Source organism: Pseudomonas sp. Sample_21, assembly GCF_004307525.1.
Taxonomy (GTDB): domain Bacteria; phylum Pseudomonadota; class Gammaproteobacteria; order Pseudomonadales; family Pseudomonadaceae; genus Aquipseudomonas; species Aquipseudomonas atacamensis.
In genome coordinates this window covers 12,154-36,633 of record NZ_RCNZ01000125.1, presented here as the reverse complement: position 1 = coordinate 36,633, position 24,480 = coordinate 12,154, and the positions used below count along the sequence as shown (strand labels likewise).

General features: G+C 60.8%; 23 protein-coding genes. 13 read left to right on the top strand and 10 right to left on the bottom strand.

Annotation, left to right across the window (positions count from 1 at the left end; all coding sequences use genetic code 11):
* Positions 1-58 precede the first annotated feature (58 nt).
* Together D8U71_RS24190 and D8U71_RS24185 are read left to right on the top strand one after the other, a co-directional pair.
* Positions 59-1,243, top strand: coding sequence for a DUF3142 domain-containing protein (locus tag D8U71_RS24190; RefSeq protein ID WP_130888848.1), 1,185 nt, complete (start codon positions 59-61; stop codon positions 1,241-1,243).
* Positions 1,230-3,365 (top strand): hypothetical protein, encoded by a 2,136-nt coding sequence (locus D8U71_RS24185; RefSeq protein WP_130888847.1) that lies wholly within the window; start codon positions 1,230-1,232, stop codon positions 3,363-3,365. The genes D8U71_RS24190 and D8U71_RS24185 overlap by 14 nt, the downstream gene beginning before the upstream one ends.
* On the opposite strand, the gene D8U71_RS24180 is transcribed toward D8U71_RS24185, so the two are convergent.
* Positions 3,362-3,991, bottom strand: coding sequence for a LysE family translocator (locus tag D8U71_RS24180; protein WP_130888846.1), 630 nt, complete (start codon positions 3,989-3,991; stop codon positions 3,362-3,364). The genes D8U71_RS24185 and D8U71_RS24180 overlap by 4 nt on opposite strands.
* Before the next feature lie 145 nt (positions 3,992-4,136).
* Here D8U71_RS24180 and D8U71_RS24175 point away from each other — a divergent pair, with 145 nt between their 5' ends.
* A complete protein-coding gene (locus D8U71_RS24175; protein ID WP_024014870.1) occupies positions 4,137-4,610 on the top strand; it encodes an Lrp/AsnC family transcriptional regulator in 474 nt (157 codons plus the stop codon).
* Between the two features lie 100 nt (positions 4,611-4,710).
* On the opposite strand, the gene lpdA is transcribed toward D8U71_RS24175, so the two are convergent.
* Positions 4,711-6,111 carry a dihydrolipoyl dehydrogenase gene (lpdA, locus tag D8U71_RS24170; protein WP_130888845.1) on the bottom strand — a complete coding sequence of 467 codons (1,401 nt, stop codon included), beginning with the start codon at positions 6,109-6,111 and terminating at the stop codon, positions 4,711-4,713.
* Positions 6,112-6,321: 210 nt separating this feature from the next.
* Here lpdA and D8U71_RS24165 point away from each other — a divergent pair, with 210 nt between their 5' ends.
* The 5 genes from D8U71_RS24165 to cfaB all read left to right on the top strand — a co-directional run bounded on the left by D8U71_RS24165 (position 6,322) and on the right by cfaB (position 13,641).
* On the top strand, positions 6,322-8,283 hold the full coding sequence (locus tag D8U71_RS24165) for a protease modulator HflK (RefSeq protein WP_130888844.1): 1,962 nt from the start codon (positions 6,322-6,324) through the stop codon (positions 8,281-8,283).
* Positions 8,280-9,323, top strand: a complete 1,044-nt coding sequence (locus tag D8U71_RS24160) for a protease modulator HflC (RefSeq protein ID WP_130888843.1) — start codon at positions 8,280-8,282, stop codon at positions 9,321-9,323. Before D8U71_RS24165 ends, D8U71_RS24160 begins: the two co-directional genes overlap by 4 nt.
* Positions 9,320-10,369: a protease modulator HflK gene (locus D8U71_RS24155; protein WP_130888842.1), complete on the top strand. Its 1,050-nt coding sequence runs from the start codon at positions 9,320-9,322 to the stop codon at positions 10,367-10,369. The genes D8U71_RS24160 and D8U71_RS24155 overlap by 4 nt, the downstream gene beginning before the upstream one ends.
* Positions 10,366-12,267: a cation-translocating P-type ATPase gene (locus D8U71_RS24150; RefSeq protein ID WP_130888841.1), complete on the top strand. Its 1,902-nt coding sequence runs from the start codon at positions 10,366-10,368 to the stop codon at positions 12,265-12,267. Before D8U71_RS24155 ends, D8U71_RS24150 begins: the two co-directional genes overlap by 4 nt.
* 186 nt (positions 12,268-12,453) lie before the next feature.
* Positions 12,454-13,641 carry a C17 cyclopropane fatty acid synthase CfaB gene (gene cfaB, locus D8U71_RS24145; RefSeq protein ID WP_125927529.1) on the top strand — a complete coding sequence of 396 codons (1,188 nt, stop codon included), beginning with the start codon at positions 12,454-12,456 and terminating at the stop codon, positions 13,639-13,641.
* Between the two features lie 10 nt (positions 13,642-13,651).
* Here cfaB and cls read toward each other — a convergent pair whose 3' ends face one another.
* The gene (gene cls / locus D8U71_RS24140; protein ID WP_016772435.1) at positions 13,652-15,091 is read right to left on the bottom strand and encodes a cardiolipin synthase; all 1,440 of its coding nucleotides are present in this window, start codon (positions 15,089-15,091) and stop codon (positions 13,652-13,654) included.
* Positions 15,092-15,222: 131 nt separating this feature from the next.
* Between cls and D8U71_RS24135 the strand changes: the two genes are divergently transcribed.
* A complete protein-coding gene (locus D8U71_RS24135; protein ID WP_016772436.1) occupies positions 15,223-15,741 on the top strand; it encodes a DUF3617 domain-containing protein in 519 nt (172 codons plus the stop codon).
* Between the two features lie 81 nt (positions 15,742-15,822).
* On the opposite strand, the gene D8U71_RS24130 is transcribed toward D8U71_RS24135, so the two are convergent.
* The 5 genes from D8U71_RS24130 to D8U71_RS24110 form a co-directional block, all read right to left on the bottom strand.
* Positions 15,823-16,698: a metal ABC transporter substrate-binding protein gene (locus D8U71_RS24130; RefSeq protein ID WP_016772437.1), complete on the bottom strand. Its 876-nt coding sequence runs from the start codon at positions 16,696-16,698 to the stop codon at positions 15,823-15,825.
* An 11-nt stretch (positions 16,699-16,709) separates the two neighbouring features.
* The gene (locus tag D8U71_RS24125) at positions 16,710-17,579 is read right to left on the bottom strand and encodes a metal ABC transporter permease (RefSeq protein WP_130888840.1); all 870 of its coding nucleotides are present in this window, start codon (positions 17,577-17,579) and stop codon (positions 16,710-16,712) included.
* Positions 17,579-18,247, bottom strand: a complete 669-nt coding sequence (locus tag D8U71_RS24120; RefSeq protein ID WP_122698756.1) for an ATP-binding cassette domain-containing protein — start codon at positions 18,245-18,247, stop codon at positions 17,579-17,581. The genes D8U71_RS24125 and D8U71_RS24120 overlap by 1 nt, the downstream gene beginning before the upstream one ends.
* Positions 18,244-19,140, bottom strand: coding sequence for a GTP cyclohydrolase FolE2 (folE2, locus tag D8U71_RS24115; protein WP_130888839.1), 897 nt, complete (start codon positions 19,138-19,140; stop codon positions 18,244-18,246). The genes D8U71_RS24120 and folE2 overlap by 4 nt, the downstream gene beginning before the upstream one ends.
* Positions 19,141-19,223: 83 nt before the next feature.
* Entirely contained in the window at positions 19,224-19,601 is a 378-nt protein-coding gene (locus D8U71_RS24110) for a glutamine synthetase (protein ID WP_073470857.1), read from the bottom strand.
* Positions 19,602-19,810: 209 nt separating this feature from the next.
* Between D8U71_RS24110 and zigA the strand changes: the two genes are divergently transcribed.
* Complete coding sequence (gene zigA / locus D8U71_RS24105) at positions 19,811-21,016, top strand: zinc metallochaperone GTPase ZigA (RefSeq protein ID WP_130888838.1); 1,206 nt, start codon at positions 19,811-19,813, stop codon at positions 21,014-21,016.
* The gene (locus D8U71_RS24100; RefSeq protein ID WP_130888837.1) at positions 21,016-21,666 is read left to right on the top strand and encodes a DUF1826 domain-containing protein; all 651 of its coding nucleotides are present in this window, start codon (positions 21,016-21,018) and stop codon (positions 21,664-21,666) included. The genes zigA and D8U71_RS24100 overlap by 1 nt, the downstream gene beginning before the upstream one ends.
* A 4-nt stretch (positions 21,667-21,670) precedes the next feature.
* On the opposite strand, the gene D8U71_RS24095 is transcribed toward D8U71_RS24100, so the two are convergent.
* Positions 21,671-22,027, bottom strand: coding sequence for a hypothetical protein (locus D8U71_RS24095; protein WP_016772443.1), 357 nt, complete (start codon positions 22,025-22,027; stop codon positions 21,671-21,673).
* Positions 22,028-22,067: 40 nt separating this feature from the next.
* Between D8U71_RS24095 and D8U71_RS24090 the strand changes: the two genes are divergently transcribed.
* Complete coding sequence (locus tag D8U71_RS24090) at positions 22,068-23,033, top strand: CobW family GTP-binding protein (RefSeq protein WP_130888836.1); 966 nt, start codon at positions 22,068-22,070, stop codon at positions 23,031-23,033.
* A 6-nt stretch (positions 23,034-23,039) separates the two neighbouring features.
* On the opposite strand, the gene D8U71_RS24085 is transcribed toward D8U71_RS24090, so the two are convergent.
* Entirely contained in the window at positions 23,040-23,453 is a 414-nt protein-coding gene (locus D8U71_RS24085; protein ID WP_038861179.1) for a DUF3301 domain-containing protein, read from the bottom strand.
* Positions 23,454-23,570: 117 nt separating this feature from the next.
* Between D8U71_RS24085 and pdxY the strand changes: the two genes are divergently transcribed.
* The gene (pdxY, locus tag D8U71_RS24080; protein ID WP_042608042.1) at positions 23,571-24,443 is read left to right on the top strand and encodes a pyridoxal kinase PdxY; all 873 of its coding nucleotides are present in this window, start codon (positions 23,571-23,573) and stop codon (positions 24,441-24,443) included.
* Positions 24,444-24,480 lie beyond the last annotated feature (37 nt).

Here is a 24,480-nt window from a genome sequence, read left to right as displayed (position 1 = left end):
TCGCTACGCCTTGTTTTGTGTAACCTTGCAGCCCTGTGGCTTCAGGGATTTTCAAGGTATGCGGTCTATTGCGGGTCTGATCTTTAGCGTCTTGCTGGCAGGTTGCGAGCAACACGTCGCGCCGGCCCTCGACCAGCAGCTCTACGTCTGGCAACGCCAATGGACACCTGCGCATGAGCCGGCATTGCGCGACAGTCGCCATGATTTCTCCACCCTGCGCGTGCTGGCGTTGCAGGCCTTTCCCGGCGAGCGGTGGAGCAGGGCGCGGGTTGATCCGGCGTTGTTGAAAGCTGATGGTCGCGCTCTGATCGCAGTGATTCGCCTCGATGGCCAGTTGCAGTCGCTGGACCAGCAGCAGGTCACCGAGCAGATTCTGCAGGTCATTGCCGATTGGCAAGCGCAAGGCCTCACGCTGAACGGTATCGAAATCGACCACGATGCCGGCAATGCACGGCTGCCCGTGTACGCTGAATTCCTCAAACACTTGCGTGCGGTCTTGCCGCCATCGTTGCCTTTGAGCATCACCGCGCTACCGGCCTGGCTCGATAGCGCGCAGTTGCCGGCGCTGTTGCGAAGCGTCGACAGCAGCGTGCTGCAAGTCCACGCCGTGAGCGATCCGCGACTGGGTCTTTTCGACGCCAGGCAGGCGTTGAAGTGGGCCAAGGCCTGGGCACATGTCAGCGACAAACCGTTCTATCTGGCGCTGCCGGCCTACGGCGTTGCGCTGTTGAGCGATGACGGTGGCGCGCCGGTAGTGGAAAGCGAAGTGCAACTGGAGCGCGGCGGGCAGCGCCGGGAGTTGCTCGCCGATCCGCAGCAACTCAGCCAATTGGCCAAGACTTTGCGCGAGGATCCGCCTGAGCATTTGACCGGTTTGATCTGGTTTCGCCTGCCGCTGGCCAACGATCGTCGCGCCTGGAGCCTGGCTACTTTACGCGCGGTGGCTCGCGGAGATGTGCTGAACAGTCAGTTGCGCCTGTCATTCAAAGAGCAGGGCGGTTTGTATGACATCCAGCTCGATAACCGCGGCAATCTCGACAGCCCGTGGCCCGCGCAAATCACCCTAAAGGCGCGGGATTGTGCAGGCGCCGATGCGCTCACCGGTTACTCGTTGCAACAAAGTGCCAATCTGCTTACCTTCACCCGCCTGCGTGACGGCCGCTTGCCGGCGGGCGGACAGCGCGCTGTCGGTTGGGCGCGTTGTGCACATATTGATCAAGGAGGTTCGCATGTTGACCCGTAACTGGCCCCGCCATCTGCTTTGCCTGAGCCTCAGCCTGCCGCTGGGGTCGGCGCTGGCCTGCGGCCCGGACTTCCCGATGCGCCTGCTCGACAACCGCGCGCAGACCCTCGCCGATCTGCCCGAAGGCAGTTTCAGCTTCGAAGTCAGTCGCCTCGGTAAAACCATTGCCGGGCTGAAAAATGTCACAGCGGCGACCCACAACCCCAACGATTATGCCGAAGACAACGCGTCAGAACTGGCGCGCGAACAGGCTGAGCAGGTGGGCCTGAGCGTCGAGCAATACGCTGTGGTCAAGCGCCTGCGCGGGCTCAGCGATGCACGTCAGGCCGAGGAACAGGGCGCCAGTCTGCCGGTGGAAATCCGCTTGTACGTCGCCGGCGCGGTGGCCTTTGCCACTGGCGACCATCAATTGGCCACGGAGTATTTCAACAAGGTGCTGGCGCTGCCGGCAGACCAGCGTCCGTTGCGCAGCACGTGGGCGGCGTATTCCCTCGGGCGCATCGCCTTTGCCATGAGCAACGCGGCACACGATCGCATCGAAGCGCTGGAACAGGCGCGCGATGCCTTTCGCCAGGCACGGCAACTGAGCATCGACGGCTTCAGCGATCCGCTGGAACTGGGCGTTGCCAGCCTTGGTGAAGAGGCGCGGGCGTTGCGCAGCGCGGGCGACTGGAGCGGCGCCATCGAACTGTACGAAGCACAGAACCTGCACGGTTCGTCCGTCGGTTACACCTCGCTCAAGCAACTGATGAACGAACTGGCCGAATTGCCGGAATCTCAACTGGCCAAACTGCTCCAGCAGCCAGCAGTGCAGCAACTGGTCACGGCGTCGCTGGTCAGCCGTCAGGGCTGGTCTTTCGGTGAGCAGCCGGCGAATGAAAAGAAACTCGTCACACTCCTGCAAAACAGCACCCGTGGCAGCCTCGACAATGCCGATCGACTGGCGGCGATGAGTTATCAACAGGGCGACTACGCGTCTGCCAAGGCCTTTCTGGTAAACGCCGAGGACGGCGGACTGGCCTGGTGGCTGCGGGCAAAACTGGCAGTGCGTGACGGCGACACGACTGCCGCTGCCGCCGCCTACGCCAAAGCCGCCCAGGCCTTTCCGCAGAATGAAGACTGGGGTTATCGCCGCACGCCGGACTGGGCGTTTGAAACGGTGCAGCCAAAATGCCGGGTCGAGGGCGAAAGCGCGATCCTGGCGCTGCAACGCGGCGAATACCTGCAAGCGTTCGTGCAGCTGTATCGCAGCAACAGCCTTTACTGGTTCGATGCCGCCACCGTTGCCGAGCGGGTGCTGACGGTCGATGAGCTCAAGCAGTACGTCGATGAGAATGTGCCGGCGCCGCCGCCATTGACGCAGCAGGAGCGCGACAACTATGTGCCGCTGTCGGTGGCCGCCAATCTGCGCAATCTGCTCGGTCGACGCTTGCTGCGTGAGGGGCGATACGAGGAAGCGGTCGGTTATTTCGCCAGTGACGATCTGCAGCACAAGGCCCGGCTCTATGGCGAGCAACGGCTCAAGGCCGAGTCGGCGTGGTGGCCGAGCAAACGCGCCAGTGCGTTGTACAACGCCGCATGGACGGCCCGGGAGTGGGGCATGGACATCCTCGGTTATGAGATGGCGCCTGATTACGCCACCTTCGGCGGCAATTACACGCTGGAGAGCACGAAGCTGGATGTCGGCCCGCTGATTTCAGCGGCGGAAGTGCAGCGCCAGCAGGCCAGCGCCGCGCAACCGGATCAGCGTTATCACTATCGTTTTGTCGCCACGGCACTGGCCAGTCGCGCCGCCGATAACCTGCCGCACACCAGTCAGGCGTTTGCTGCGGTGTTGTGCAATGCCGCCGGCTGGAACAGCAGCCTTGAAGACCAGAGTGCGCTGTATCAGCGCTACGTCAAGGAAGGCCCTTATGTGCCGTGGGCGCAAGACTTCGGCAATCAATGCCCCTACCCGGATTTTGAGAATGCCGACAAGCGCTACGTCACCCAGGTGACCGATGCCGTGCGTGAAACGCTGCGACCGTACAAGTGGCCGGTGCAGATCGGCGCGATCATCCTGGTCGCTGTTGCTGCGTTACTGCTTATCACCCGTCGTCAGCGCAAGGTGCGCAAAGGCTAGGCCTGTTGAATGAAGCTCAGGCGTACGGCGAAGCCAATCAACAGACTGCCGAACAGCCATTGCTGAGCGCGCTGGGCGGTTGGACTGTGTTGCAGCCAACGGCCCAGTGCCGCGCCGGTCATGGCGACAACACTGTCGAACAGCAGGCCGACGCTGACCAGCACCAGGCCGAGCACGGCGAACTGTGTCAGCACCGGCGCGCCGTCGCTGACGATAAACTGTGGCAACAGCACTGAGCAGAACAGCAGCGCCTTGGGATTAAGCAGGTTGGTCAGCAAACCGCGACGGATCGCACCGCGCCACTGGCCGTGGGCAGGTACCTGCTCTTGGGCTTGCAGGCTCGGCACCAGCGAGCTGCGAAAACACTGGATGCCGATCCACATCAGATAGGCCGCGCCGGCGATGCGCACCACGTCAAACGTCCACGGCGCCGTTTTGAACAGCGCCGCCAGCCCCAATGCCGCCAGTGCCACGTGGCAGCCGCGGGCGATGGCCAGGCCCAGCGCGGTGGCCAGCGCCGCACCTCGACCTTGCCGCGCACCGGTTTGCAACAGCAGGATCATGTCCGGTCCCGGCAGTAGCAGAACCACAGCCAGCGTCAAAATATACAGCCACAGACTTGCCACATCACACCCCCTTTCGTTGTTGATCTGCTCGCGCCAGTCTAGAGCGAGAGGGCAGGGCAGGTGCTTGCGTAGTCGGCTTCAATTGTTCGCAGCTTTGGCATAACCTGCTGGTTTTCAACCGTCAGACTATCGGGATCTGCCAAAGATGAAACTCGACGCCTATGACCGCAAGATTCTCGCCGCGCTGCAACGCAACGGGCGTTTGAGCAATGTCGAGCTGGCGGAAGAAATCGGCCTGTCGGCCTCACCGTGCCTGCGCCGGGTACGCATGCTGGAAGAGGCGGGGGTGATCCGAGGCTACCAGGCCAATCTGGATCGCGATGAAGTCGGGCTGGGGCTGACGGTGTTTGTCGGGGTCAAGGTCGAGCGGCACAACGAAGAACGCGCCGAGGCTTTTTATGCGGCCGTCACTGCGTTGCCTGAGGTGGTCTCAGCGTTTCTGGTGTCCGGCGAATCGGACTTTTTGTTGCAGGTAGTGGTGCCTGACTTGCGCGCTTATGACCGCTTTGTCAGCGCGCACCTGCTGAAACTGCCGGGGGTGAGCGATATTCGCAGCAACTTTGCCATTCACACGGTGAAAGCGCCGGGGGCGTTGCCGTTAGGCCATCTGCCGCTGTAGACCGGGTGGCGCCATTCGCGAGCAGGCTCGCTCCCACAGGGGGAACGCATTCCAAAGTGGGAGCGAGCCTGCTCGCGAAGACGGCGGCAAGGTTTGGAACCTACATCTGCGTCGCCATCCCCTCGACATTCATCGCTGCCTGACGCAACGCTTCCGAACGCGTCGGGTGCGGATGGCAGGTCAGGGCAATGTCCTCGGCCGAGGCGCTGAACTCCATCGCCACACAGAATTCGCCGATCATCTCGCTCACGCTCGGCCCGACCAGATGCACGCCAAGCACTTCGTCCGTGCGCTCGTCGGCGAGGACTTTGGCAAAGCCTTCTGTTTCGTGATTGATCTTCGCCCGGCTGTTGGCGGTGAAAGGAAACTTGCCGACCTTGTAGGCACGGCCCTCGGCCTTGAGCTGTTCTTCGGTCTGGCCGACGCTGGCCAGCTCCGGTTGGGTGTAGATGACGTTGGGGATCAGCGCGTAATTGACCTCGCCAGCCTTGCCGTGGATCTGCTCGACGCAGGCCATGGCTTCGTCTTCAGCCTTGTGCGCGAGCATCGGGCCGGACGTGACGTCGCCGATCACCCAGACCCCGGCGGCTTCGGTGCGATGTTGCTTGTTGGCGAGCATGCCGCGTTTGTCGGTACTCAGGCCGACGTTCTCCAGCCCCAAGCCTTGGGTGTACGGGCGGCGCCCGATGGCTACCAACACATAGTCGGCTTCGATCAGCTCAGCCGTGCCACCGGCGGCAGGCTCGACGCTAAGCTGCACGCCTGTGGCGGAGCTGGTGGCACTGGTGACCTTCGAGCTCAGTTTGAAGGCGATGCCTTGCTTGCTCAGCGCGCGCTGCAAGGTCTTGCCGGCCTCGCCATCGACGCCGGGGCAGATGCGATCAAGGTATTCGACCACGGTGACCTGCGCGCCGAGTCGGCGCCATACCGAACCCAGCTCCAGGCCGATCACCCCGGCACCAATCACTACCAGATGTTTGGGCACCTCACTCAACGACAGCGCGCCGGTGGAATCGAGGATGCGCTGGTTGTCGATCTCGACGCCAGGCAGGGGAGTGGGCTCAGAACCAGTGGCAATAATGATGTCCTTGGCGCTGAGTTCGCTCTTGTTGCCTTGGGTGTCGGTCACCGTCACTTTGCCCGGGCCGTCGATATGGCCCCAACCCTTGATCCAGTCGACCTTGTTCTTGCGAAACAGAAATTCGATGCCCTTGGTCAGGCCGGCGACGCTTTCGTCCTTCTGCTTCATCATCTGCGCAAGGTTCAGCTTCGGTTCGACCTCGATGCCGAGATTGGCGAACTCCGTGCCCACCGCAGCGGCGTACAGCTCCGACGCGTGCAGCAAGGCTTTGGACGGCATGCAACCGACGTTCAGACAGGTGCCGCCGAGGGTTGCACATCCTTCGACGCAAGCGGCCTTGAGCCCGAGCTGGCCGGCGCGGATCGCTGCGTTATAACCGCCGGGGCCACCGCCCAGAATTACCACGTCATAGTTGCTCATGCGCTTGCTCCAGATTGCTCTATGGGGATAGCCAAGATTAGTCGCGATAAAAATTATGTACGTAATATGAGCTTTGCCGGACATTCCGGTCAAGGCTTCAGGCAAGCGACAGCTGCGGCATCCTTGAATAAGCATAATTGTGTACGAATATTTCACAGTTTGCGTTATATCGTAACGCTATGAACGCAGAGCCTATATTTTCGGGGTGTTATGCAAGTCGATCTTGAGTTGGACGCCACGCCAGTCACCGGGCTGCCGCGCTTTCAGCAGGCAGCCGTGCAGTCACGCAAATTGCGTCGGTTGGCGTATGGACTCGGCGCAGTGGCCGCGTCGGGCTGGGTGCTGGCTTTTTTCGTCGGCCTGTTTGCGCCGCAATCCCTGTGGTTGCCGTTGTTGGTCAATCAGGGCGCAGCGTTGCTGGCACTGGTCGCCGGCCTGCAATCGGCGTGGTGGGTGACGCGATGGCGCGCGCGGGTAATGCATCCGCCCGCTTCGCAATCGACCGTCGTGGAGGAGGGCGCCGCAGCCGAGGGCTGGTACGAAAGGCTGCTGGAGCGATTGAGTCAGCAGAGCCGCCATCTGCTTGGACATATCGGTGCGCCGACGTTGTGGCTCGGCGGCTGGGCGTTGCTGGTTCTGCTTGGTATTGAGCAGGTGTGGAATCTCACGCTGCCTGCGGCGGCCTTGGGGCTGTTGGCGAGCATCGGTGCGGCATTGGCGTTGTTGCTGGCGTTTGCCCTGCTGGTGCTGGAGCGGCACCTGGCGCAGGAACCGCCGGCGCAATGGCCGGAAGCGGCTGCGCTGGCGCAACTGACCCGGGTGGTGATCATCACCCTGTTGATCGGTGCGCTGTGTCTGTTGTTTGCCAGCGAAAGCGCAGTCTGGCCGGTACGCGTGGCGGTGCTCAGCGCAGTCCTGCCAATGTTGGTTGCCGGCGAACTGCTGTTGCGCGCGTTACTGTCTGTCTTCAGCCCGCGGCGTGAACAAATGGAACCGACCCTGCTCGCGCGCAGTTTTATCGCCGATATGCTGCGCTGGCCGCCGCAGCCGTTACTGGCGTTGCAGCATGAAATGCACAATCGGTTCGGCATCGATCTGCGCCAGATCTGGGCCTTCAGTTACATGCGCCGGGCCTTGTTGCCGGTGTTGGCGGTGGTCGCCCTGAGCGGTTGGCTGCTGAGCGGCGTACATGAAATTCCCCTGCAAGGTCGCGGCATCTACCAGCGCTTCGGGAAACCGGAACAGGTTTTCGGCCCGGGTCTGCATAGCGGCTTGCCTTGGCCATTCGGGCGTGTGATTTCCGTTGAAAACGGTGTGGTTCATGAACTGGCAACCAGTGTCGGCGACAAGCCAATCGCCGTGCAGTCCGATTCCGCTGAAGGCCCGGCGCCGCTGACCGCCAACCGTTTGTGGGACGCCAGCCACGTCAACGACAAATCCCAGGTCATCGCCAGCAGCCGCGGCGCGCAACAGGGCCTGCAAATCGTCAACATGGACGTGCGCTTCGTTTATCGCATCGGTTTGAACGACGAGGCGGCACTCGCCGCGACTTATAACAGCGCCGATGTACCGACACTGATTCGCAGCACCGCCAGCCGCATCCTGGTTCACGATTTTGCCTCGCGCACCCTCGACGGTCTGCTCGGCGACGACAGGACAGGGCTGGCCGAGGAAATCGGTCGCGCAGTGCAAAGGGATCTGAACAGATTGAATAGTGGCGTGGAGATCCTTGCCACAGTCGTCGAAGCGATTCATCCACCGGCCGGCGCGGCGAATGCCTATCACAGTGTGCAAGCGGCGCAGATCGGCGCGCAGGCGTTGATCGCTCGCGAACGCGGGGCGGCTGCGCAGGCCACTAACGAGGCGCAGTTGCAGGCGAGTACGGCGCGGGATCAGGCAACGGCCAATGCGCGGGAGATCAATGCCGCTGCGCAAACCGCCGACCTGAAATTCAGCGCCGACCAGAAAGCCTTCGCCAGTGCTGGCCAGGCCTTCGTGCTGGAGCAATATCTCAGCCAGCTCAGTCAGGGCTTGAGTAAAGCCAGGTTGCTGATACTCGATCATCGACTTGGCGGGAGCGCAAATGCGCCAACCATCGATCTGCGTACTTTCACACTGCCGACTGATCCGTCGCCCGCCCGTACCACCGCTCAACCAGGAGCCACCCATTGAGCCAGTCGCCTGTTCATGACGTTCACGACCACAGCGGCCACGACCACGGCCACGGCGGGCATCACCATCATCATGGTCATCACCACCATCACGGCGAGGTGCCAGAAGTCGGACCATTTCCGTGGCGGCGTATGGGCTGGGCTGCGTTGCTGGTGGCGTTTGCCATTGCCGCCGCAAGTCTGGTGCAAGTGCGCTCCGGTGAAGCCACGGTCATCACCCGTTTCGGTAATCCTTCGCGGGTATTGCTTGATCCCGGTTTGAGCTGGCGCTGGCCGGCACCGTTCGAAGCGGCAATCCCGGTGGACTTGCGTCTACGTACCACCTCAAGTGGTTTGCAGGACGTCGGCACCAAGGACGGTTTGCGCATCATCATTCAGGCCTACGTGGCGTGGCAGGTGCAGGGTGATCCTGAACACGTGCAGCGTTTCATGCGTGCCGTGCAGAATCAGCCGGACGAAGCGGCGCGGCAGATTCGAACCTTTGTCGGCTCAGCGCTGGAGACCACGGCCAGCAGTTTCGATCTGGCGAATCTGGTCAACACTGATGCCAAACAAGTGCGCATCGGCGATTTTGAAACGCAGTTGCGTCAGCAGATCGATCAACAGTTGCTTGCTACATATGGCGTGCGCGTTGTGCAGGTGGGTATCGAGCGTTTGACTTTGCCATCGGTCACGCTCAGCGCCACGGTCGACCGCATGCGTGCCGAGCGTGAAACCATTGCTACGGAACGTACAGCGATCGGCAAACGCGAAGCGGCGCAAATTCGCTCCGCCGCCGAGCGCGATGCGCGGATCGTCCAGGCCGATGCGACGGTGAAAGCCGCCGATATCGAAGCGCAATCCCGGGTCGAGGCTGCGCAGATTTATGGGCGCGCTTACGCCAGTTCGCCGCAGCTTTACAACTTGCTGCGCTCCCTCGATACCCTCGGCACCATCGTCACGCCGGACACCAAATTGATTCTGCGCACCGATGCCGCACCTTTCCGCGTATTGGTCGACGGCCCACCGACGCTCGACAACAAAGCTGGATCGCAGCCATGAGCGAAGAAGTTCCACGTGGAACACATGCGTTGAACAGTCCGTGGATTCAGGCCGGTCGTCTGACCTTCATCGCCCTGTATGCGATCACTGTTTTGGCCGCACTGGCATGGGTGTTCTCGAATGTCCGGCAGATTGATCCGCAGAACCGCGCCGTGGTGCTGCACTTCGGCGCGCTGGATCGCGTTCAGAATGCCGGGCTGTTATGGGCGTGGCCGCAACCCTTTGAACAGGTGGTTCTGTTGCCGGCGGCGGATCGGATGATCGAGCGCCGAGTGGAAAATCTGTTGCGCAGTGACGAGGCGTTGACGGCTGACCGGGTGGCGTCCTTCGCCACGCCATTGAGTGATGCACTCGCCGGGTCTGGTTATTTATTGACCGGCGATGCCGGCGTAGTGCAACTGGACGTGCGAGTGTTTTACCAAGTCTCCGATCCCTATGCGTTCGTGTTGCAGGGCGAACATGTGCTGCCAGCACTCGATCGGTTGGTGACGCGCAGCGCCGTGGCCCTGACCGCCGCGCGAGATCTCGACACCATTCTGGTCGCTCGCCCGGAACTGATCGGCGCCGACAATCAGGCGGCCGAGCGTCGTGAGCGATTGCGCGGTGATCTGGTGCAAGGCATCAACGCGCGACTCGCTGAACTGAAGGCGAGCGGCCAGGGTATTGGCATTGAGGTGTCGCGGGTGGATGTGCAATCAAGTCTGCCGGAGCCAGCGGTCAGTGCCTTCAATGCGGTTCTGACGGCCAGTCAGCAGGCTGACAAAGCAGTGGCTAACGCGCGCACCGATGCCGAGAAACTTGCCCAGTCCGCCAACGAACAGGCAGACCGCACGCTCCAGGTGGCTCACGCGCAGGCAGGCGAGCGTCTTGCAAAAGCCTCGACCGATACCGCAACCGTCTCGAGTCTGGCCACGTCTACCGACCCGCAAATGCTCCTGCGTCTGTATCGCGAGCGCATACCGAAGATCTTGGATCAGGCCGGGTCGGTCACCACCGTCAATCCGAAAGACGATTCCCGGTTGATCATTCAAGGAGCCAGTCAATGACGGCGACCACCGCTGCCCCAGGCCTGTTGTCCTCGGCCGAACAACGTCGCGCCGCGCGCCAATTGACCCTGGCGATGCTTGCGCTCGGATTGCTGGGTCTGGGGTTGCTCTGGCGCTGGATGCTCCCGGAGCAAATCGGTGTCAGCCAGTTGCTGCTCGGTTTCGCCTCGTTGCTGGTAGCGGTTCCGGTGATGCGGTCGGCTTGGTACAGCCTGCGTTACCCAAGCCTGCACGGCATCACCGATCAGTTGATCGCGCTGGCCATGCTCGGTGCCTGGGCGACCGGTGATCTGCTCACTGCGGCGTTGTTGCCGATCATCATGATCTTCGGCCATGTGCTTGAGGAGCGCAGCGTGATCGGCTCCCAGGAAGCGATCAATGCGCTTGGCCAGTTGACCCGCAGCCATGCGCGCAAGCTGCAAGCAGATGGTTCGATCATCGAAGTGGACAACGGCACGCTCAGCGCTGGCGATGTTGTCGAGGTGCGGGCCGGTGATCGGGTGCCGGCGGACGGTCGGATCTTATCGGGGCAGGCGAGCCTTGATACCGCGTCGATTACCGGTGAGTCGGTTCCGGTGGAAGCCGGCGTCGGCATGCTGGTGTTCGGCGGCGCGATCAACCTCGATGGATTGCTGCGCGTCGAAGTCACTCGCACCGGCGACGAATCCACTTTGGGCAAAGTCATCGCCCTGATGCAAAACGCCGAGCGCTCGAAACCGCCGATCACGCGATTGCTCGAACGCTATGCCGGCAGCTACATGGTGCTGGTCTTGTTGCTGGCGGCGGTAACCTGGTTCGTCACTCATGATGCGCAATCAATGCTCGCGGTATTGGTGGCGGCGTGTCCGTGTGCGTTGGTGCTTTCGGCGCCGGCCACGGCGATTGCCGGTGTCGCCGTCGCCGCGCGTCACGGGATTCTGATTCGCAGCTCGGCGTTCCTCGAAGAACTCGCCGATCTGACCTCGCTGGTGGTCGACAAGACCGGCACGCTGACTTACGGCACCTTGCGTTTGCAGTCGATCGACAGCCTGAATGCGGACACGGCCGAAGTGCAGACACTGGCCGCCAGTCTTGGCGCGGCGAGCAGTCATCCGGTGAGCCGGGCACTCGCCGGGATGGCCGATCAGGAAGCCTATTGGCCTCTGACCAACATCCATGAGCGCCAAGGCCTGGGCGTAGTTGCGATGACAGGGAAGGGCGAAGCTGCGCTTGGTCGTCCAGAGTTGTTCGCGCAACTGGGCATCACAACGACCCTCGTTCCTGACCACGATGGCCCGATTGCCGGCCTGGCTTTGAACGGTGAATTCCTCGCCTGGCTGCTGCTAGCAGACAGCATCAAACCCGAAGCGCGCTTCGCCTTGAACGAGTTACGCGAACTGGGGCTGGGACGCCAACTCCTGTTGACCGGTGATCGTCAGAGCGTTGCACTGACCCTGGCGCAGGAAGTCGGGCTGAACGAAGTCCAGGCGCAAGCGCTTCCGGAGGACAAACTCAATCGCGTGCTCAAGGAAATCGATCACGGCTTTCGTCCGATGGTGGTAGGCGACGGCATCAACGATTCGCTCGCGCTCAAGGCCGGCGTGGTCGGCGTGGCGATGGGCGCTGGCGGGGCCGACATTGCCTTGGCGTCGGCGGACATCGTTTTGATCGGCAGCGACTTGCGTCGCCTCGGTACTTGCGTGCGCTTGAGTCGTCAGTGCCGGCGTACTTTGCAGGTCAACGTGATTATCGGCCTCGGCTGGACGCTGGCTATCGTGGTCTTCGCGGCGTTCGGTTGGCTTGGCGCGGCCGGGGCAATGATCGCGGCGCTGCTGCATAACCTGAGCACCCTGTTGGTGTTGGGCAACGCCGGACGTTTGCTGCGCTTTCAGGAGCCATTGCTCAGGCTCGACGCTTAGGCTAAATGAAAGAAAATTCATCGAACCGCCGAGTGCGCAGGCAGTCATCTATCGTAAGGCGCGTCGCCCGTGGCGTTCAGCCGATGTGCCGATCACGATAGACAAGGCCGATCGAATCGATAGCCTGCTATTTTTCCAGGTTGGTCTACCCTCAGATCAGACGTCTGAAACAAGGGGGGATTTTCCATGCTCGCGCAACTTCCACCGGCCTTACAGAATCTGCAGTTACCGCTTCGCCTGCGACTCTGGGACGGCCACGAGTTCAATCTGGGCCCGACGCCCAGCGTAACCATCGTCGTCAAGGACCCGCAGATGGTTACTCAATTCACCCACCCAAGCCTGGATGCGCTGGGTGCGGCGTTCGTCGAAGGCAAGCTGGAACTGGAGGGCTCGATCAGCGAGGTCATCCGGGTTTGCGATGAATTGAGCCATGCGCTGCTCGACGAAGACGAAGAGAGTCAGCCGGTGCGTGCGCATCACGACAAAGACACCGACGCCAAAGCCATTTCCTATCACTACGACCTGTCGAATGCGTTCTACCAGCTCTGGCTGGATAGCGACATGGCGTATTCCTGTGCCTATTTCGAAACCGGTAGCGAAACCCTCGAACAGGCGCAGCAAGCCAAATTCCGCCATCTGTGCCGCAAGCTGCGCTTGCAGCCGGGCGAATATTTGCTGGATGTTGGCTGCGGTTGGGGCGGTCTGGCACGGTATGCGGCGCGAGAGTTCGGCGTAAAGGTGTTCGGTATTACTTTGAGCAAGGAGCAGTTGGCGCTGGCGCAGGAGCGGGTCAAGGCCGAGGGTCTGGAAGATCAGGTCGAACTGCAATTGCTCGACTATCGCGATCTGCCGCAGGACGGCCGCTTCGACAAGGTTGTCAGCGTCGGCATGTTCGAACACGTTGGCCATGCCAATCTCGCCGAGTATTGCGCAACGCTGTTTGGCGCGGTGAAGGAGGGCGGCCTGGTGATGAACCACGGCATCACCGCCAAACACACCGATGGCCGCCCGGTTGGACGCGGCGCAGGCGACTTTATCGAAAAGTACGTGTTCCCCAACGGCGAGCTGCCGCATCTGGCGATGATCTCAGCCGAGATCAGTGAAGCCGGGCTGGAAATCGTCGATGTCGAAAGCTTGCGCTTGCACTACGCGCGCACGCTCGATCACTGGAGTGAGCGACTGGAGGATAACCTCGAAGCTGCGGCGAAACTGGTGCCTGAGCAAGCACTGCGTATCTGGCGTCTGTATCTGGCCGGTTGCGCGTATGCCTTTGCCCGGGGCTGGATCAATCTGCATCAGATCCTCGCCGTGAAAGCGCATCCGGATGGCAGCCACGAACTGCCCTGGACCCGCGACGACATCTACCACCCCTGAAACGGGGCGCTCAGAGTATCGGCGAAATCAGCCGGGCGATCCGCATGCCGACCTGTTGCAGGCGGTGGATCTCCCGGCTTTCTTCTTTGGCCACCTCATCGGCTTGGGCGAAATCGTCATTGAGCATGTGTTCCACGGCGGCGGCGAACTCACTGTCGACGGTCAGCAACATCACTTCGAAATTCAGGCGGAACGAGCGATTATCCAGGTTGGCGCTGCCGATGGCGCTGATTTCGCTGTCGATCAGCACGACTTTCTGATGCAGAAAACCCGGTCGATAGCGGAACACCCGCACGCCGGCACGCACCGCTTCAAAGGCATACAGGCTTGAGGCGGCATAGACGATGCGATGATCAGGCCGCGACGGCAACAACAGGCGCACATCGACGCCACGCAACACCGCCAGCCTCAATGCCGCGAACACCGCTTCGTCCGGGACGAAGTAAGGGCTGGTGATCCATACGCGTTGTGTTGCTGCGTGAATGGCTTCGACGAAAAACAGCGAGCAGGTTTCGTAGGCATCCGCCGGGCCGCTGGCGAGCAATTGGCAAAGCACGCCGTCCTCCGGATACGCATCCGGAAGGATCAACGGCGGCAGAGTACGAGCAGCCCAGAACCAATCTTCGGCGAACGATTCCTGCATGCAGGCCACCACCGGCCCGCGGACTTTGACGTGGGTGTCACGCCACGGCGCCAATGGTGGCTTCTCACCCATGTATTCATCGCCGACGTTATGCCCGCCGACAAAGCCGACTACGCCATCAACCACAACGATTTTGCGGTGGTTGCGGAAGTTGACCTGAAAGCGGTTGAGCCAGCCGCTGCGCGTGGCAAAGGCTTTGACCTCGACGCCGGCATCACGTAGCGCCTGCACGTAATGATGGGGCAGGGCATGGCTGCCGATGCGGTCGTAGAGCAAATGAATTGATACGCCTTCGGCGGCTTTCTTCAACAGCAAATCACGCAAGCGCTGGCCGAGCCGATCGTCGTGAATGATGAAGAACTGGATCAGCACGGCTTCCTTCGCTTGTGCGATCGCCTGAAAAATCGCATCGAAGGTCGCGGTGCCGTTCACCAGCAGTTGCACCTCGTTGTTCGCCAGGCACGGCATGCGCCCCAGTTTCGGCATTGCGCGCAGTGAGGCGTAGGCACTCGACGCGCGAGCGGCCAAGGCTTCTTCCACCCACGGGCGCCAGTTCAATTCGGAAATGGCCAGACGCATCTGCTCGTTGGCCTGGCGCCGCGCCTTGATGTAGCCATCGAAGGTGCTGCGACCAAATACCAGATATGGAATAAGCGTGAGGTAGGGAATGAAGATCAGCGACAATGCCCAGGCGATCGAGCCTTGCGCAGTGCGCACGGTGAGCACCGCATGGATCGCAGCGATCGAACCGAGTGTGTGCAACAGGGCGATCAGGTAACCGAAAATGTGCGGTCCGAAAAAATCCATGGGGCAGCCTTGCTCCGCGAGATGCAATGCTTAACAGACCATGTTCTGCGGCGAATGTCTCTATTTAATCGGTGCATGAACCGACGCAACCGGCCGGCGTCTAACGGCCACAACTGATCAGGAGTTACTCGATGAACGTTCGTCTGCTGGGTTTGGCGCTGGGCCTGGGTTTGGCATTGCCGGTGGTTGCGCAGGCGCAAATGCTGCAGCCGGGGTTGTGGGAAATGTCTTCGAGCAATCTGAAGGTCGATGATCAGGCCATGGATGTGCAATCGATTCTTGGCCAGATTCAAGGCCAGATCACCCCGCAGCAGCGCGCGGCGCTGGAGAAAAACGGCATCAACATCGGCGGCAAAGGCATCCGCGCTTGCCTGACGCCGCAGCAGGTGGCGACTAACGACATCCCGTTGGCCGACCCGCAATCGGGCTGCAAGCAGCAGATCACCGAGCGCACCGGCAACCAGTGGAAATTCCGCTTCAGCTGCCCGAAAGCCCAGGGCACAGGCGTGGCGACGTTCCTCAGTGACCGCGAGTTCACCACCGTTGCCAATGGCACCTTCAACGCTATCGGCATCAACCAGAAGGGCAGCCTGGAAACCCGTGCGGTGTGGCTGGGTCAGGATTGCGGCACGGTAAAACCCCGCGCTTGAAACCTCTGCGACGCCCACAGTTGGAACCCATTCCAACTGTGGGCGAGCCTGCTCGCGAATAGATCGGAAGTGCACCTCAGGTCATGGCTGACTCAACGCCTTGTACAGCGTATTGAGGTTGTATTCGAACAGCCCGGTAAATGTGCTCGCAGGCCCGGTGGAAGCCAGTGCATCCGAGTACAGCGTGCCACCGATGTGTGCGCCGCTTTCATCCGCGATCTGCTTGAGCAGACGCGCGTCCTTGATGTTTTCCATGAACACCGCTTTGACCTTGGCCTGGCGAATCTGCCTGATCAGCGCAGCCACTTCGGCGGCGGACGGCTCGCGCTCGGTGGACAAACCCTGTGGCGCGATAAAGTCGATGCCATAGGCCTGACCTAAATAGCCGAAGGCATCATGGCTGGTAACAATCTTGCGATTGCCCGGCGGCAGCGCGCCGAGTTTGTTTTTGGCTTCGGCGAGCAGGGCATAGATCTGCTTGAGGTAGGTCTGGCTGTTGCGCTCGTAGTCAGCCTTGTTGGCCGGGTCGGCGGCGATCAGCGCCTTGGTGATGTTGGCGACGTACAACTCAGCGTTCGCCAGATTGTGCCAGGCGTGTGGATCCGGAACGGTTTCGCCATCTTCATCGAGCGAACGTGGAATCACCCCGCGACTGGCACTGATCACCGTTGCCTTGCTGTCGGTGCTGGTCACCAGGCGATCCAGCCAAGGTTCGAAACCGAGGCCGTTCTTGATGATCACTTTGGCTTTGAGCAACGCCTTGGCATCGTCCGGTGTCGGCTCGTAGGTGTGCGCATCGGCGTCCGCGCCGACCATGTTGGTGATCTCAACGTGCTCGCCGCCGACCTGATGAACCATGTCGGCAAGGATGCTGAAGCTGGTGACCACCGGCAGTTTTTCGGCGGCTGACAAGGACATCGACAGCATCAGGCTGAACAGCACGAGTAGAGCGCGCATCGGGAAACACCTCATTGGGATGTGAGCAAAGGCGGGCGGCGCAGCAAACCGTGAACCGGTCCGAACACCACCGACAGCAGATAGCCGACCCCCGCGACCAGCACGATGGCCGGGCCGCTGGGCAGCGAGTAGTAGAACGACAGCAGCAAGCCGAGCCACACAGACACGCAGCCCATGACCGCGGCGATGGCGATCAGTAGCGGTAGGCGGCGACTCCAAAATTTCGACGCAGCAGCCGGAAGCATCATCAGGCCGACAACCATCAGTGCGCCGATGGCCTGAAAGCCGATCACCAGATTCAGCACGACCAGAGTCAGGAACACGCCATGAGCCAGTGGTCCGAGACGACTGACCGTGCGCAAGAACAATGGGTCCAGTGTGTCCAGCAGCAGAGGTTTGTAGATCGCCGCCATCGCCATGAGGCTGACCGCCGAGACCCACAGCATGCCGGTCAGTGTCGGCCCGTCTACGGCCAACGCTGAGCCGAACAGCAAGTGCAGAAGGTCGAGGCGCTTGCCGGCGATGCCAAGGATCAAAACGCCGCTGGCCAGTGAGATCGGATAGATCGCGGCGAGGCTGGCATCTTCTCGCAACCCCGTTCGCCGGGTGATCCAAGCCGCGAGTCCGGCCATGCTCAGCCCGGCTCCCAAGCCACCGAGGGTGAGTGCGGGAAGGCTCAAACCGGCAAACCAGAATCCCAAAGCAGCGCCAGGAAGGATGCCGTGGGCGACAGCGTCACCGATCAAACTCATACGCCTGAGTATCAGAAAAACACCCAAGGGCGCCGTGCTGCATGCCAGCACCAGGCCGCCGAGCAAGGCACGGCGCATGAACACAAACTCGCTGAACGGCTGCCAGAAATGGCTGACGGTGGCGAGCATCAGGCGACCTGCATGTGCGGTGTTGGCTGGATCAGTTCTCTGCTGGTTCCGTACACGCAGTGGCCGTTTTTGATCAGCAGGGTATGCGGAATGTGTTGGCGGACAGCCGCCAGGTCATGGCAGACCACAAGCAGTGTCCGGCCTTCGGCGTGCCAGTGGTGAATGTGCTGCCAGAGCAATTGCTGGCCGAGTTCGTCGAGTGCGGCGTGCGGTTCGTCCAGCAACAGCACCGGGGCGTCAGCAAGGCTCAGTCGCGCGAGCAGGGCACGTTGTAGCTCACCGCCGGACAGGGCCATCAACGGGCGCTGTTCGAGTCCACTCAAATGCCAGTCTTCCAATGCGTTTTTCAGTCGCTGCGTGCGCAGCTGTGTCGAGAGCCGACGGCCCCAGAAACCTGCGGCGATGAGCTCTTCGAGGCTGATTGGAAACTGTCGATCCAAATGTTGCTGTTGCGGCAGAAAGGAAATGCCGCTTTGGCGTGGAACAGCCATTTCCACCTTGCCGGCCAAGGGCTTCTGCAAACCGGCGATGACTTTCAGCAGACTGCTTTTGCCGCAGCCGTTGGCGCCGATGATTGCGGTCAGGCTGGCGCTTTCGAACTCAAGACTCAAAGGCGTCGTCAGCGGTTGGCCGGGTGCGCCCCAGACCAAGGATTGGCAGCGGATCATTTTTGCTCCCGTCGCCAGCTGCTTTCGGCGACGGCGTCATGGGCATGCAGGCTTTCGGCGTGGATCACGCGGATGTGGAATTGGTTGATGCCGGGCGTGCGCTGCAGTGCCAGATTGAGGCGGCGCGCGGCGTCTTCGCAGAACATCAGGTTTTGCCCATTGGCGAGTGCGAAGGCTTGCTCGTCGGGGCGCTTTACTGCGGTCTGTACGGCGGTGCCGAGGGCCGCTTCAGCGTCATTGATAATCGCGGTCAGCGGTAGCTCGTCGATGAAACTGTCGAGATGCAGGTGCAGTTGCGCATAGCTGCGTTGGCTGTGCGGCGTCGCTACGATCCCTTTGGTTGAGCCAAGCCATGCCAAAACATCTGCGTGTTGCAGAGTTTTGTTGGCGAAATCGTCGACGAATTGCTGCTGGATCAATTGCCTTGCCAAGGCTGCGGAGCATGGGCACGTCGAGGAATAGGGCAGTTCAATTTTTAGTTCCACGTGGAACATTTGCTGTTTCAGGCTCGCTGAAATGGACGCCGGATAGGATTTCCAGCCGGCCAAGGGGCTGACCAACGCGGGTCGTTTCAGCAACAATTCGGTGTGAATATTCAGATACGCGCAGGCGGATAGACCTTGATGGCTTGTCAGAAAACACTTGAGTACCTGATGCAGCAAAGCGGGAGAAAGGCTTCGCTGTTCGAGGGTTTCGAGTGCCAGATACAAGCGCGACATGTGAATACCACGCGCTTCACCATCATCGAGACTCACGCCAGCGTCGACTCTGGCGCTGAGGCATTGGCCTTCAAGCACAACGGGTAGAGCAATCCCACGCATGCCTACCCAGTCGAGGGGCAGTGCCTGGCGTGCAGATTGGGCGGTGATATCCGGGAGAGTAAGAGCATTCATGGTTGAGACCGTCGTATTGATCTCTATTTACGTTACATTATAACAATCCATTCAGCGATGCTTTTTTCATGAAAAGGATTTCACTAGCAGCCCGTCATCCGGCTGCAAGTGAACCTTGCGCTGCTCCCTCCCGAGCTGGAGAAGCGGTTGATGGTTGTCCAACCGACACGGCGGGTATAGCCAACCCAAGCCTCGCCATCGGAGGCAATGCCGGTAAAAAAGGTCAATTGGCCGAAGCGGCTGTTGGTCTGCGCCCAATAGCGATGGCCGTCCTTCTCGAATCCGCGCAGGTAAAGCGTGGTGCCTACCGTATTGACGCTGTAGGCATTGCCGTCGACGTCTACACACGCCAGCAGATTAGCGCTGCGTGTGCAGTGCGCCGGCCCCGGCATGTGCGCCTGTGCTTGGCTGGCCAGCGACATGGCAAAGCTCAAAAGCAGGCATTTCAACCCCTTGTTCATTGCGAGTTTCCACGATCGGTGGTGCAGCAATTTGCGAAATCTCCTCTGCCGGACTGGCAAAATCAACTTGTTATACTATAACATAAATCGCAACTAGCCTGAGCTGCCGATCACAATCGTATGCCTTCTTTGACCCGGTTAAATGAAGCGCAACACGCCAAGCGCACACCTAAAAGCGTAAATCGGCTGCCTTTTATGAGGATTATCCAGTGTCAGCCAAATTACCCGTAACCGTACTTTCAGGATTTCTCGGTGCCGGAAAAAGTACACTTTTGAATTACGTACTACGTAACCGAGACGGCTTGCGCGTTGCGGTGATCGTCAACGATATGAGCGAGATCAACATCGATGGCAGTGAAGTCCAGCGCGATGTCAGCCTGAACCGCGCTGAGGAAAAACTCATCGAAATGAGCAATGGCTGTATCTGCTGTACGTTACGTGAAGATTTACTGGAAGAAGTCAGCAAACTCGCTCGCGAGGATCGTTTCGATTACCTGCTGATCGAATCCACCGGCATTTCCGAACCGCTTCCGATTGCTGAAACCTTCACCTTCCGCGATGAACAGGGGCAAAGCCTCGCCGACATTGCTCGCCTCGATACCATGGTCACCGTGGTCGACGGTGTGAATTTCCTGCTCGATTACCAGGCGGCCGAAAGCCTTGCCTCTCGCGGCGAGATTCTCGGTGAAGAAGACGAGCGCTCCATCACCGATCTGTTGATCGAGCAGATCGAGTTTGCCGACGTCCTGCTGATCAGCAAAATCGACCTGATCAGCCAGCACGAGCGTGAAGAACTCACCGCCATCCTCAAGCGCCTCAATGCCCAGGCTGAAATCATTCCAATGGTGATGGGCGAAATCCCCCTGGAGAAAATCCTCAACACCGGTCGTTTCGATTTCGATCAGGCCGCACAAGCGCCCGGATGGCTACAGGAACTGCGCGGTGAGCACGTCCCGGAGACACAGGAATACGGCATCGCCTCGACGGCCTACCGCGCGCGCCGGCCATTTCACCCGCAACGCTTCTTCAGCTTCATCGATCGGCCTTGGCTGAACGGCAAGCTGCTGCGCTCCAAAGGCTTCTTCTGGCTGGCCAGCAAACCCACCGATGCCGGTAGCTGGTCGCAGGCTGGTGGCTTGATGCGGCATGGATTCGCCGGTCGCTGGTGGCGTTTTGTGCCAAAGAATCAATGGCCGCAGGATCAGGAAAGTGTCCAGGCGATCATGGGAAACTGGATTCCAAGCGTAGGAGATTGCCGCCAGGAGCTGGTTTTCATCGGTCAGAACATAGATTTCCTACAACTGACCGCCGAACTCGATGCCTGCCTTTTGACCGACGAAGAAATGGCCATGGGTGTAGAAGGCTGGCGTTCGCTGCCTGATCCATTCGGCCCTTGGCACGAAGAGGCCGCCTGATGCTCGCACTCAAGGATCAGCCGCTTCTTACCCGTCAGCAGCACCAGGGTGTGACCCCGGAAACGTTGACGCGAATCCTGGACGACCAGACCAATCTCGCCGTCTGGCAACGCCAGTTGCCCGTGCACATTGCCGACTTTGCGCAATTGGTGCTGTCGCTCAACGAGCCCTTGGCCGAGTCGCTGTGTTTGGAATTGCCCGACGAAGATGCCGAACCGGATCTCGCCGGTCTGGCTGCATGGCTGCGTGATCTGCAAGGTTTCGAAGGTTTCATGAGCGATCTCAAATGGCTGATCAGTGCCTTCGCCTGCCTGCTGGGGGCGCGGCGTATCGGCGTGCGTTTGCGTGTGCTGGACAAGGCCATGTGTCCGCGCTTCCACGTCGATCACGTGCCGGTGCGCTTGATCACTACTTACGCTGGCATCGGCAGCCAATGGCTTGAGGAGGGCGCGATGGATCGCCTGCAACTTGGCCAGGCCAATGCCGAACCGCAAGATCCAGCGTCGATTCGTCAGCTCAACAGCGGCGACGTCGCGCTGCTCAAAGGCGAAAAATGGCACGGCAATGAAGGCTTCGGCCTGATCCATCGTTCGCCGCAACCGGCACCCGGTGAACGCCGTCTGTTGCTGACCCTCGACTGGCTCGGCTGACACATCAGGGCTTGCGCCAGGCGCCCTGGCTCTGGCCTTCGCAATAAGGCTTGAGATACGCCGCATCAGTGGCCACGCCGTAATAGTGGATATCCTGGCGATAGGGCATATTGGCGACTTGCGCGTTGCTGCACACGCCGAAAGCGCCGCTGGGGCACTGGTCGACGTATTGCACCTCGACCTTCTGCCCGGCCAGCGTCGGTTGGCAGAAGCCGTCATTGAACAATTTCTGCGGAATCGTCCGGTTCTGCTGACAGACTTTGACGTCGAGCCGTTCGCCCTGTGTGTGCACCACGCAGGCCTGAGCCCACGCTTCACTCGACAGCAGCGCCAACAGCAACGACCATCCCGACCAGCGCATCTTCGATCTCCTCAATAACTGTCCGCAGAAAGTACCCGCCATGTTGCAGAACATTCCGACCCACGTCATCGCCGGCCCGTTGGGCGCCGGCAAGACCAGCCTGATTCGCCAGTTGCTGGCGCAACGGCCTGCGGACGAACGCTGGGCGGTGCTGATCAACGAGTTCGGCCAGATCGGTCTGGATGCTGCATTGCTGACGAATGACGCCGATGGTATCGCACTGGGTGAGGTGGCCGGGGGCTGCCTGTGTTGCGTCAATGGCGCGCCATTCCAGATCGGCCTCGGCCGTCTGTTGCGCAAGGCCAGACCGGATCGACTGTTTATCGAGCCATCCGGGCTGGGCCATCCGGCGCAGTTGCTCAAGCAATTGAACGAGGCGCCGTGGCTGGGCGTGCTGGCGGTTCAGCCTTGTGTGCTGGTTTTGGACGCTCAGGCACTGCACGCGGGTAGAACCCTGCCGGACGCTCAGCAGCAAGCGTTGGCCAGCGCGGGTTTGCTGTTGTTGAACAAGGCCGAAGATCTCGATGAAGCGGTTCGAGAGAAAATCGCCAGTCGGCTGCCGCCCGTCAGGCTGATCTGGACGCAGCAAGCGCAACTGCCTCTGAGCGAGCTGCCGGGGCTGGCAGTAAAAGCGAACGAAGGCGCAGGGCATCTGCCGCTGCCCACTGGATTGGCACAGCTGCCAGCAGTCTGGAGCGATCCGGCCGAACCGATTTGCTTAAATCAGGCGCAGGAGGGTGGGTGGAGCATCGGTTGGCGCTGGCATCCGCGGCAGGTATTTGATCAAGTACGCATCGCCTATTGGCTGAGCGCGCTTGACTGGAAGCGGGCGAAACTGGTTATCCACAGCACGGATGGCTGGGTTGCGGGCAATGCGCTGGAGCATGCCGAGCTGAGTTGGCAAGCCAGCGAATGGCGAAAAGACTCAAGAATCGAGCTGATCTTCGCTGAACCGCAGAACATCGAACAGCTGCAAGCCGGTTTGGCTGAATGCCGGATTCAGTGAGTCAGCTCAAGGCTTCCACTTGGTATGTTCCTGCCGCCACTGGCTCAGCTCGATGACTTCGGCGCGAGGCTTGTGCACTTCGACCACCGGCGGCGTGTCGTCGAACGGCGCCGGGTAGGGCGCCAATTCAATCTGCGCACTGTGCGCGCCGAACTGGGTGACGGTGCCGTTGTGGCGGCTTTCGCCAGTCACGGTGAACTCGAAGTTGTAGACCCGCGCCAGCCGCCGGCGACCGTTGGCATCCCTGATCAGACCGATCTTTTTCAGCGCGACGTTACCGTCCAGCAGCTCCACGCCGACGTTGGTGCAATGCTGTTTGACCCGCTCCAGCGCGCGCTCGCGCAAGCCGTGGTTGTGCCATAGCCAGGCACCAGCGGCGGCGAACAGCATCAGCACGAAGATGTTTTCCAGGGTCAGCATCGACATCGAACTCCAAATGATGGCGTCAGCTTAACTGTCTCGCCGGTCTGTCGTACAGGCTGTGTTTCGTCGCATACTGCGCGGCTTGAATTTCAATCGTTTTACGGAATGACCCGAATGAAACGTACGCCTCATCTGCTCGCCATCCAGTCCCACGTGGTGTTTGGCCACGCCGGCAACAGCGCTGCGGTTTTTCCGATGCAGCGGGTCGGGGTCAACGTCTGGCCGCTCAACACCGTGCAGTTTTCCAACCACACCCAGTATGGTCAGTGGGCCGGTGAGGTGCTGGCGCCGCAGCAGATCCCCGAGCTGATCGAAGGCATCGCCGCAATTGGCGAGTTGGGCAATTGCGACGCGGTGCTGTCCGGCTATCTCGGCAGCGCCGCGCAGGGACGGGCGATTCTCAGCGGTGTGGCGCGGATCAAAGCGGTCAATCCAAAGATGCTGTATCTGTGTGATCCGGTGATGGGCCATCCGGAGAAAGGCTGCAGCGTGCCCACCGAGGTCAGCGACTTCCTCCTGGATGAGGCCGCGGCCGTGGCGGACATCATGTGCCCGAATCAACTGGAGCTGGACAGTTTTTCCGGGCGCAAGCCGCAGTCGCTGTTCGATTGCCTGGCGATGGCACGGGCGCTGCTGGCGCGCGGACCGAAAGCGGTACTGGTCAAGCACCTGGATTACCCGGGCAAACCGGCGGATGGCTTCGAAATGTTGTTGGTGACGGCTGAGGGCAGTTGGCATTTGCGCCGTCCGTTGCTGGCGTTTCCACGTCAGCCAGTGGGCGTCGGCGATCTGACCTCTGGTCTGTTCCTGGCGCGGGTACTGCTGGGCGACAGCCTGCTGGCGGCATTCGAATTCACCGCAGCGGCAGTGCATGAGGTGTTGCTGGAAACCCAGGCGTGCGCCAGTTACGAGCTGCAACTGGTGCGGGCGCAGGATCGCATTGCGCATCCGCGGGTGAAATTCGAGGCTACAGCGATCAGTCTCTGAGACCGGGTCGTCTTTATTCGCGAGCAGGCTCGCTCCC

Bases quoted from the DNA above. Each gene is read 5' to 3' on its own strand.
- D8U71_RS24190 (WP_130888848.1), top strand. From the start codon at position 59: ATGCGGTCTATTGCGGGTCTGATCTTTAGCGTCTTGCTGGCAGGTTGC.
- D8U71_RS24175 (WP_024014870.1), top strand. From the start codon at position 4,137: ATGAAACTCGACGCCTATGACCGCAAGATTCTCGCCGCGCTGCAACGC.
- D8U71_RS24130 (WP_016772437.1), bottom strand. From the start codon at position 16,698: ATGCGCGCTCTACTCGTGCTGTTCAGCCTGATGCTGTCGATGTCCTTG.
- D8U71_RS24135 (WP_016772436.1), top strand. From the start codon at position 15,223: ATGAACGTTCGTCTGCTGGGTTTGGCGCTGGGCCTGGGTTTGGCATTG.
- D8U71_RS24110 (WP_073470857.1), bottom strand. From the start codon at position 19,601: ATGAACAAGGGGTTGAAATGCCTGCTTTTGAGCTTTGCCATGTCGCTG.
- lpdA (WP_130888845.1), bottom strand. From the start codon at position 6,111: ATGAGCAACTATGACGTGGTAATTCTGGGCGGTGGCCCCGGCGGTTAT.
- D8U71_RS24120 (WP_122698756.1), bottom strand. From the start codon at position 18,247: ATGATCCGCTGCCAATCCTTGGTCTGGGGCGCACCCGGCCAACCGCTG.
- D8U71_RS24125 (WP_130888840.1), bottom strand. From the start codon at position 17,579: ATGCTCGCCACCGTCAGCCATTTCTGGCAGCCGTTCAGCGAGTTTGTG.
- D8U71_RS24090 (WP_130888836.1), top strand. From the start codon at position 22,068: ATGTTGCAGAACATTCCGACCCACGTCATCGCCGGCCCGTTGGGCGCC.
- D8U71_RS24165 (WP_130888844.1), top strand. From the start codon at position 6,322: ATGCAAGTCGATCTTGAGTTGGACGCCACGCCAGTCACCGGGCTGCCG.
- D8U71_RS24155 (WP_130888842.1), top strand. From the start codon at position 9,320: ATGAGCGAAGAAGTTCCACGTGGAACACATGCGTTGAACAGTCCGTGG.
- D8U71_RS24085 (WP_038861179.1), bottom strand. From the start codon at position 23,453: ATGCTGACCCTGGAAAACATCTTCGTGCTGATGCTGTTCGCCGCCGCT.
- D8U71_RS24185 (WP_130888847.1), top strand. From the start codon at position 1,230: ATGTTGACCCGTAACTGGCCCCGCCATCTGCTTTGCCTGAGCCTCAGC.
- D8U71_RS24100 (WP_130888837.1), top strand. From the start codon at position 21,016: ATGCTCGCACTCAAGGATCAGCCGCTTCTTACCCGTCAGCAGCACCAG.
- D8U71_RS24150 (WP_130888841.1), top strand. From the start codon at position 10,366: ATGACGGCGACCACCGCTGCCCCAGGCCTGTTGTCCTCGGCCGAACAA.
- cls (WP_016772435.1), bottom strand. From the start codon at position 15,091: ATGGATTTTTTCGGACCGCACATTTTCGGTTACCTGATCGCCCTGTTG.
- cfaB (WP_125927529.1), top strand. From the start codon at position 12,454: ATGCTCGCGCAACTTCCACCGGCCTTACAGAATCTGCAGTTACCGCTT.
- folE2 (WP_130888839.1), bottom strand. From the start codon at position 19,140: ATGAATGCTCTTACTCTCCCGGATATCACCGCCCAATCTGCACGCCAG.
- D8U71_RS24095 (WP_016772443.1), bottom strand. From the start codon at position 22,027: ATGCGCTGGTCGGGATGGTCGTTGCTGTTGGCGCTGCTGTCGAGTGAA.
- pdxY (WP_042608042.1), top strand. From the start codon at position 23,571: ATGAAACGTACGCCTCATCTGCTCGCCATCCAGTCCCACGTGGTGTTT.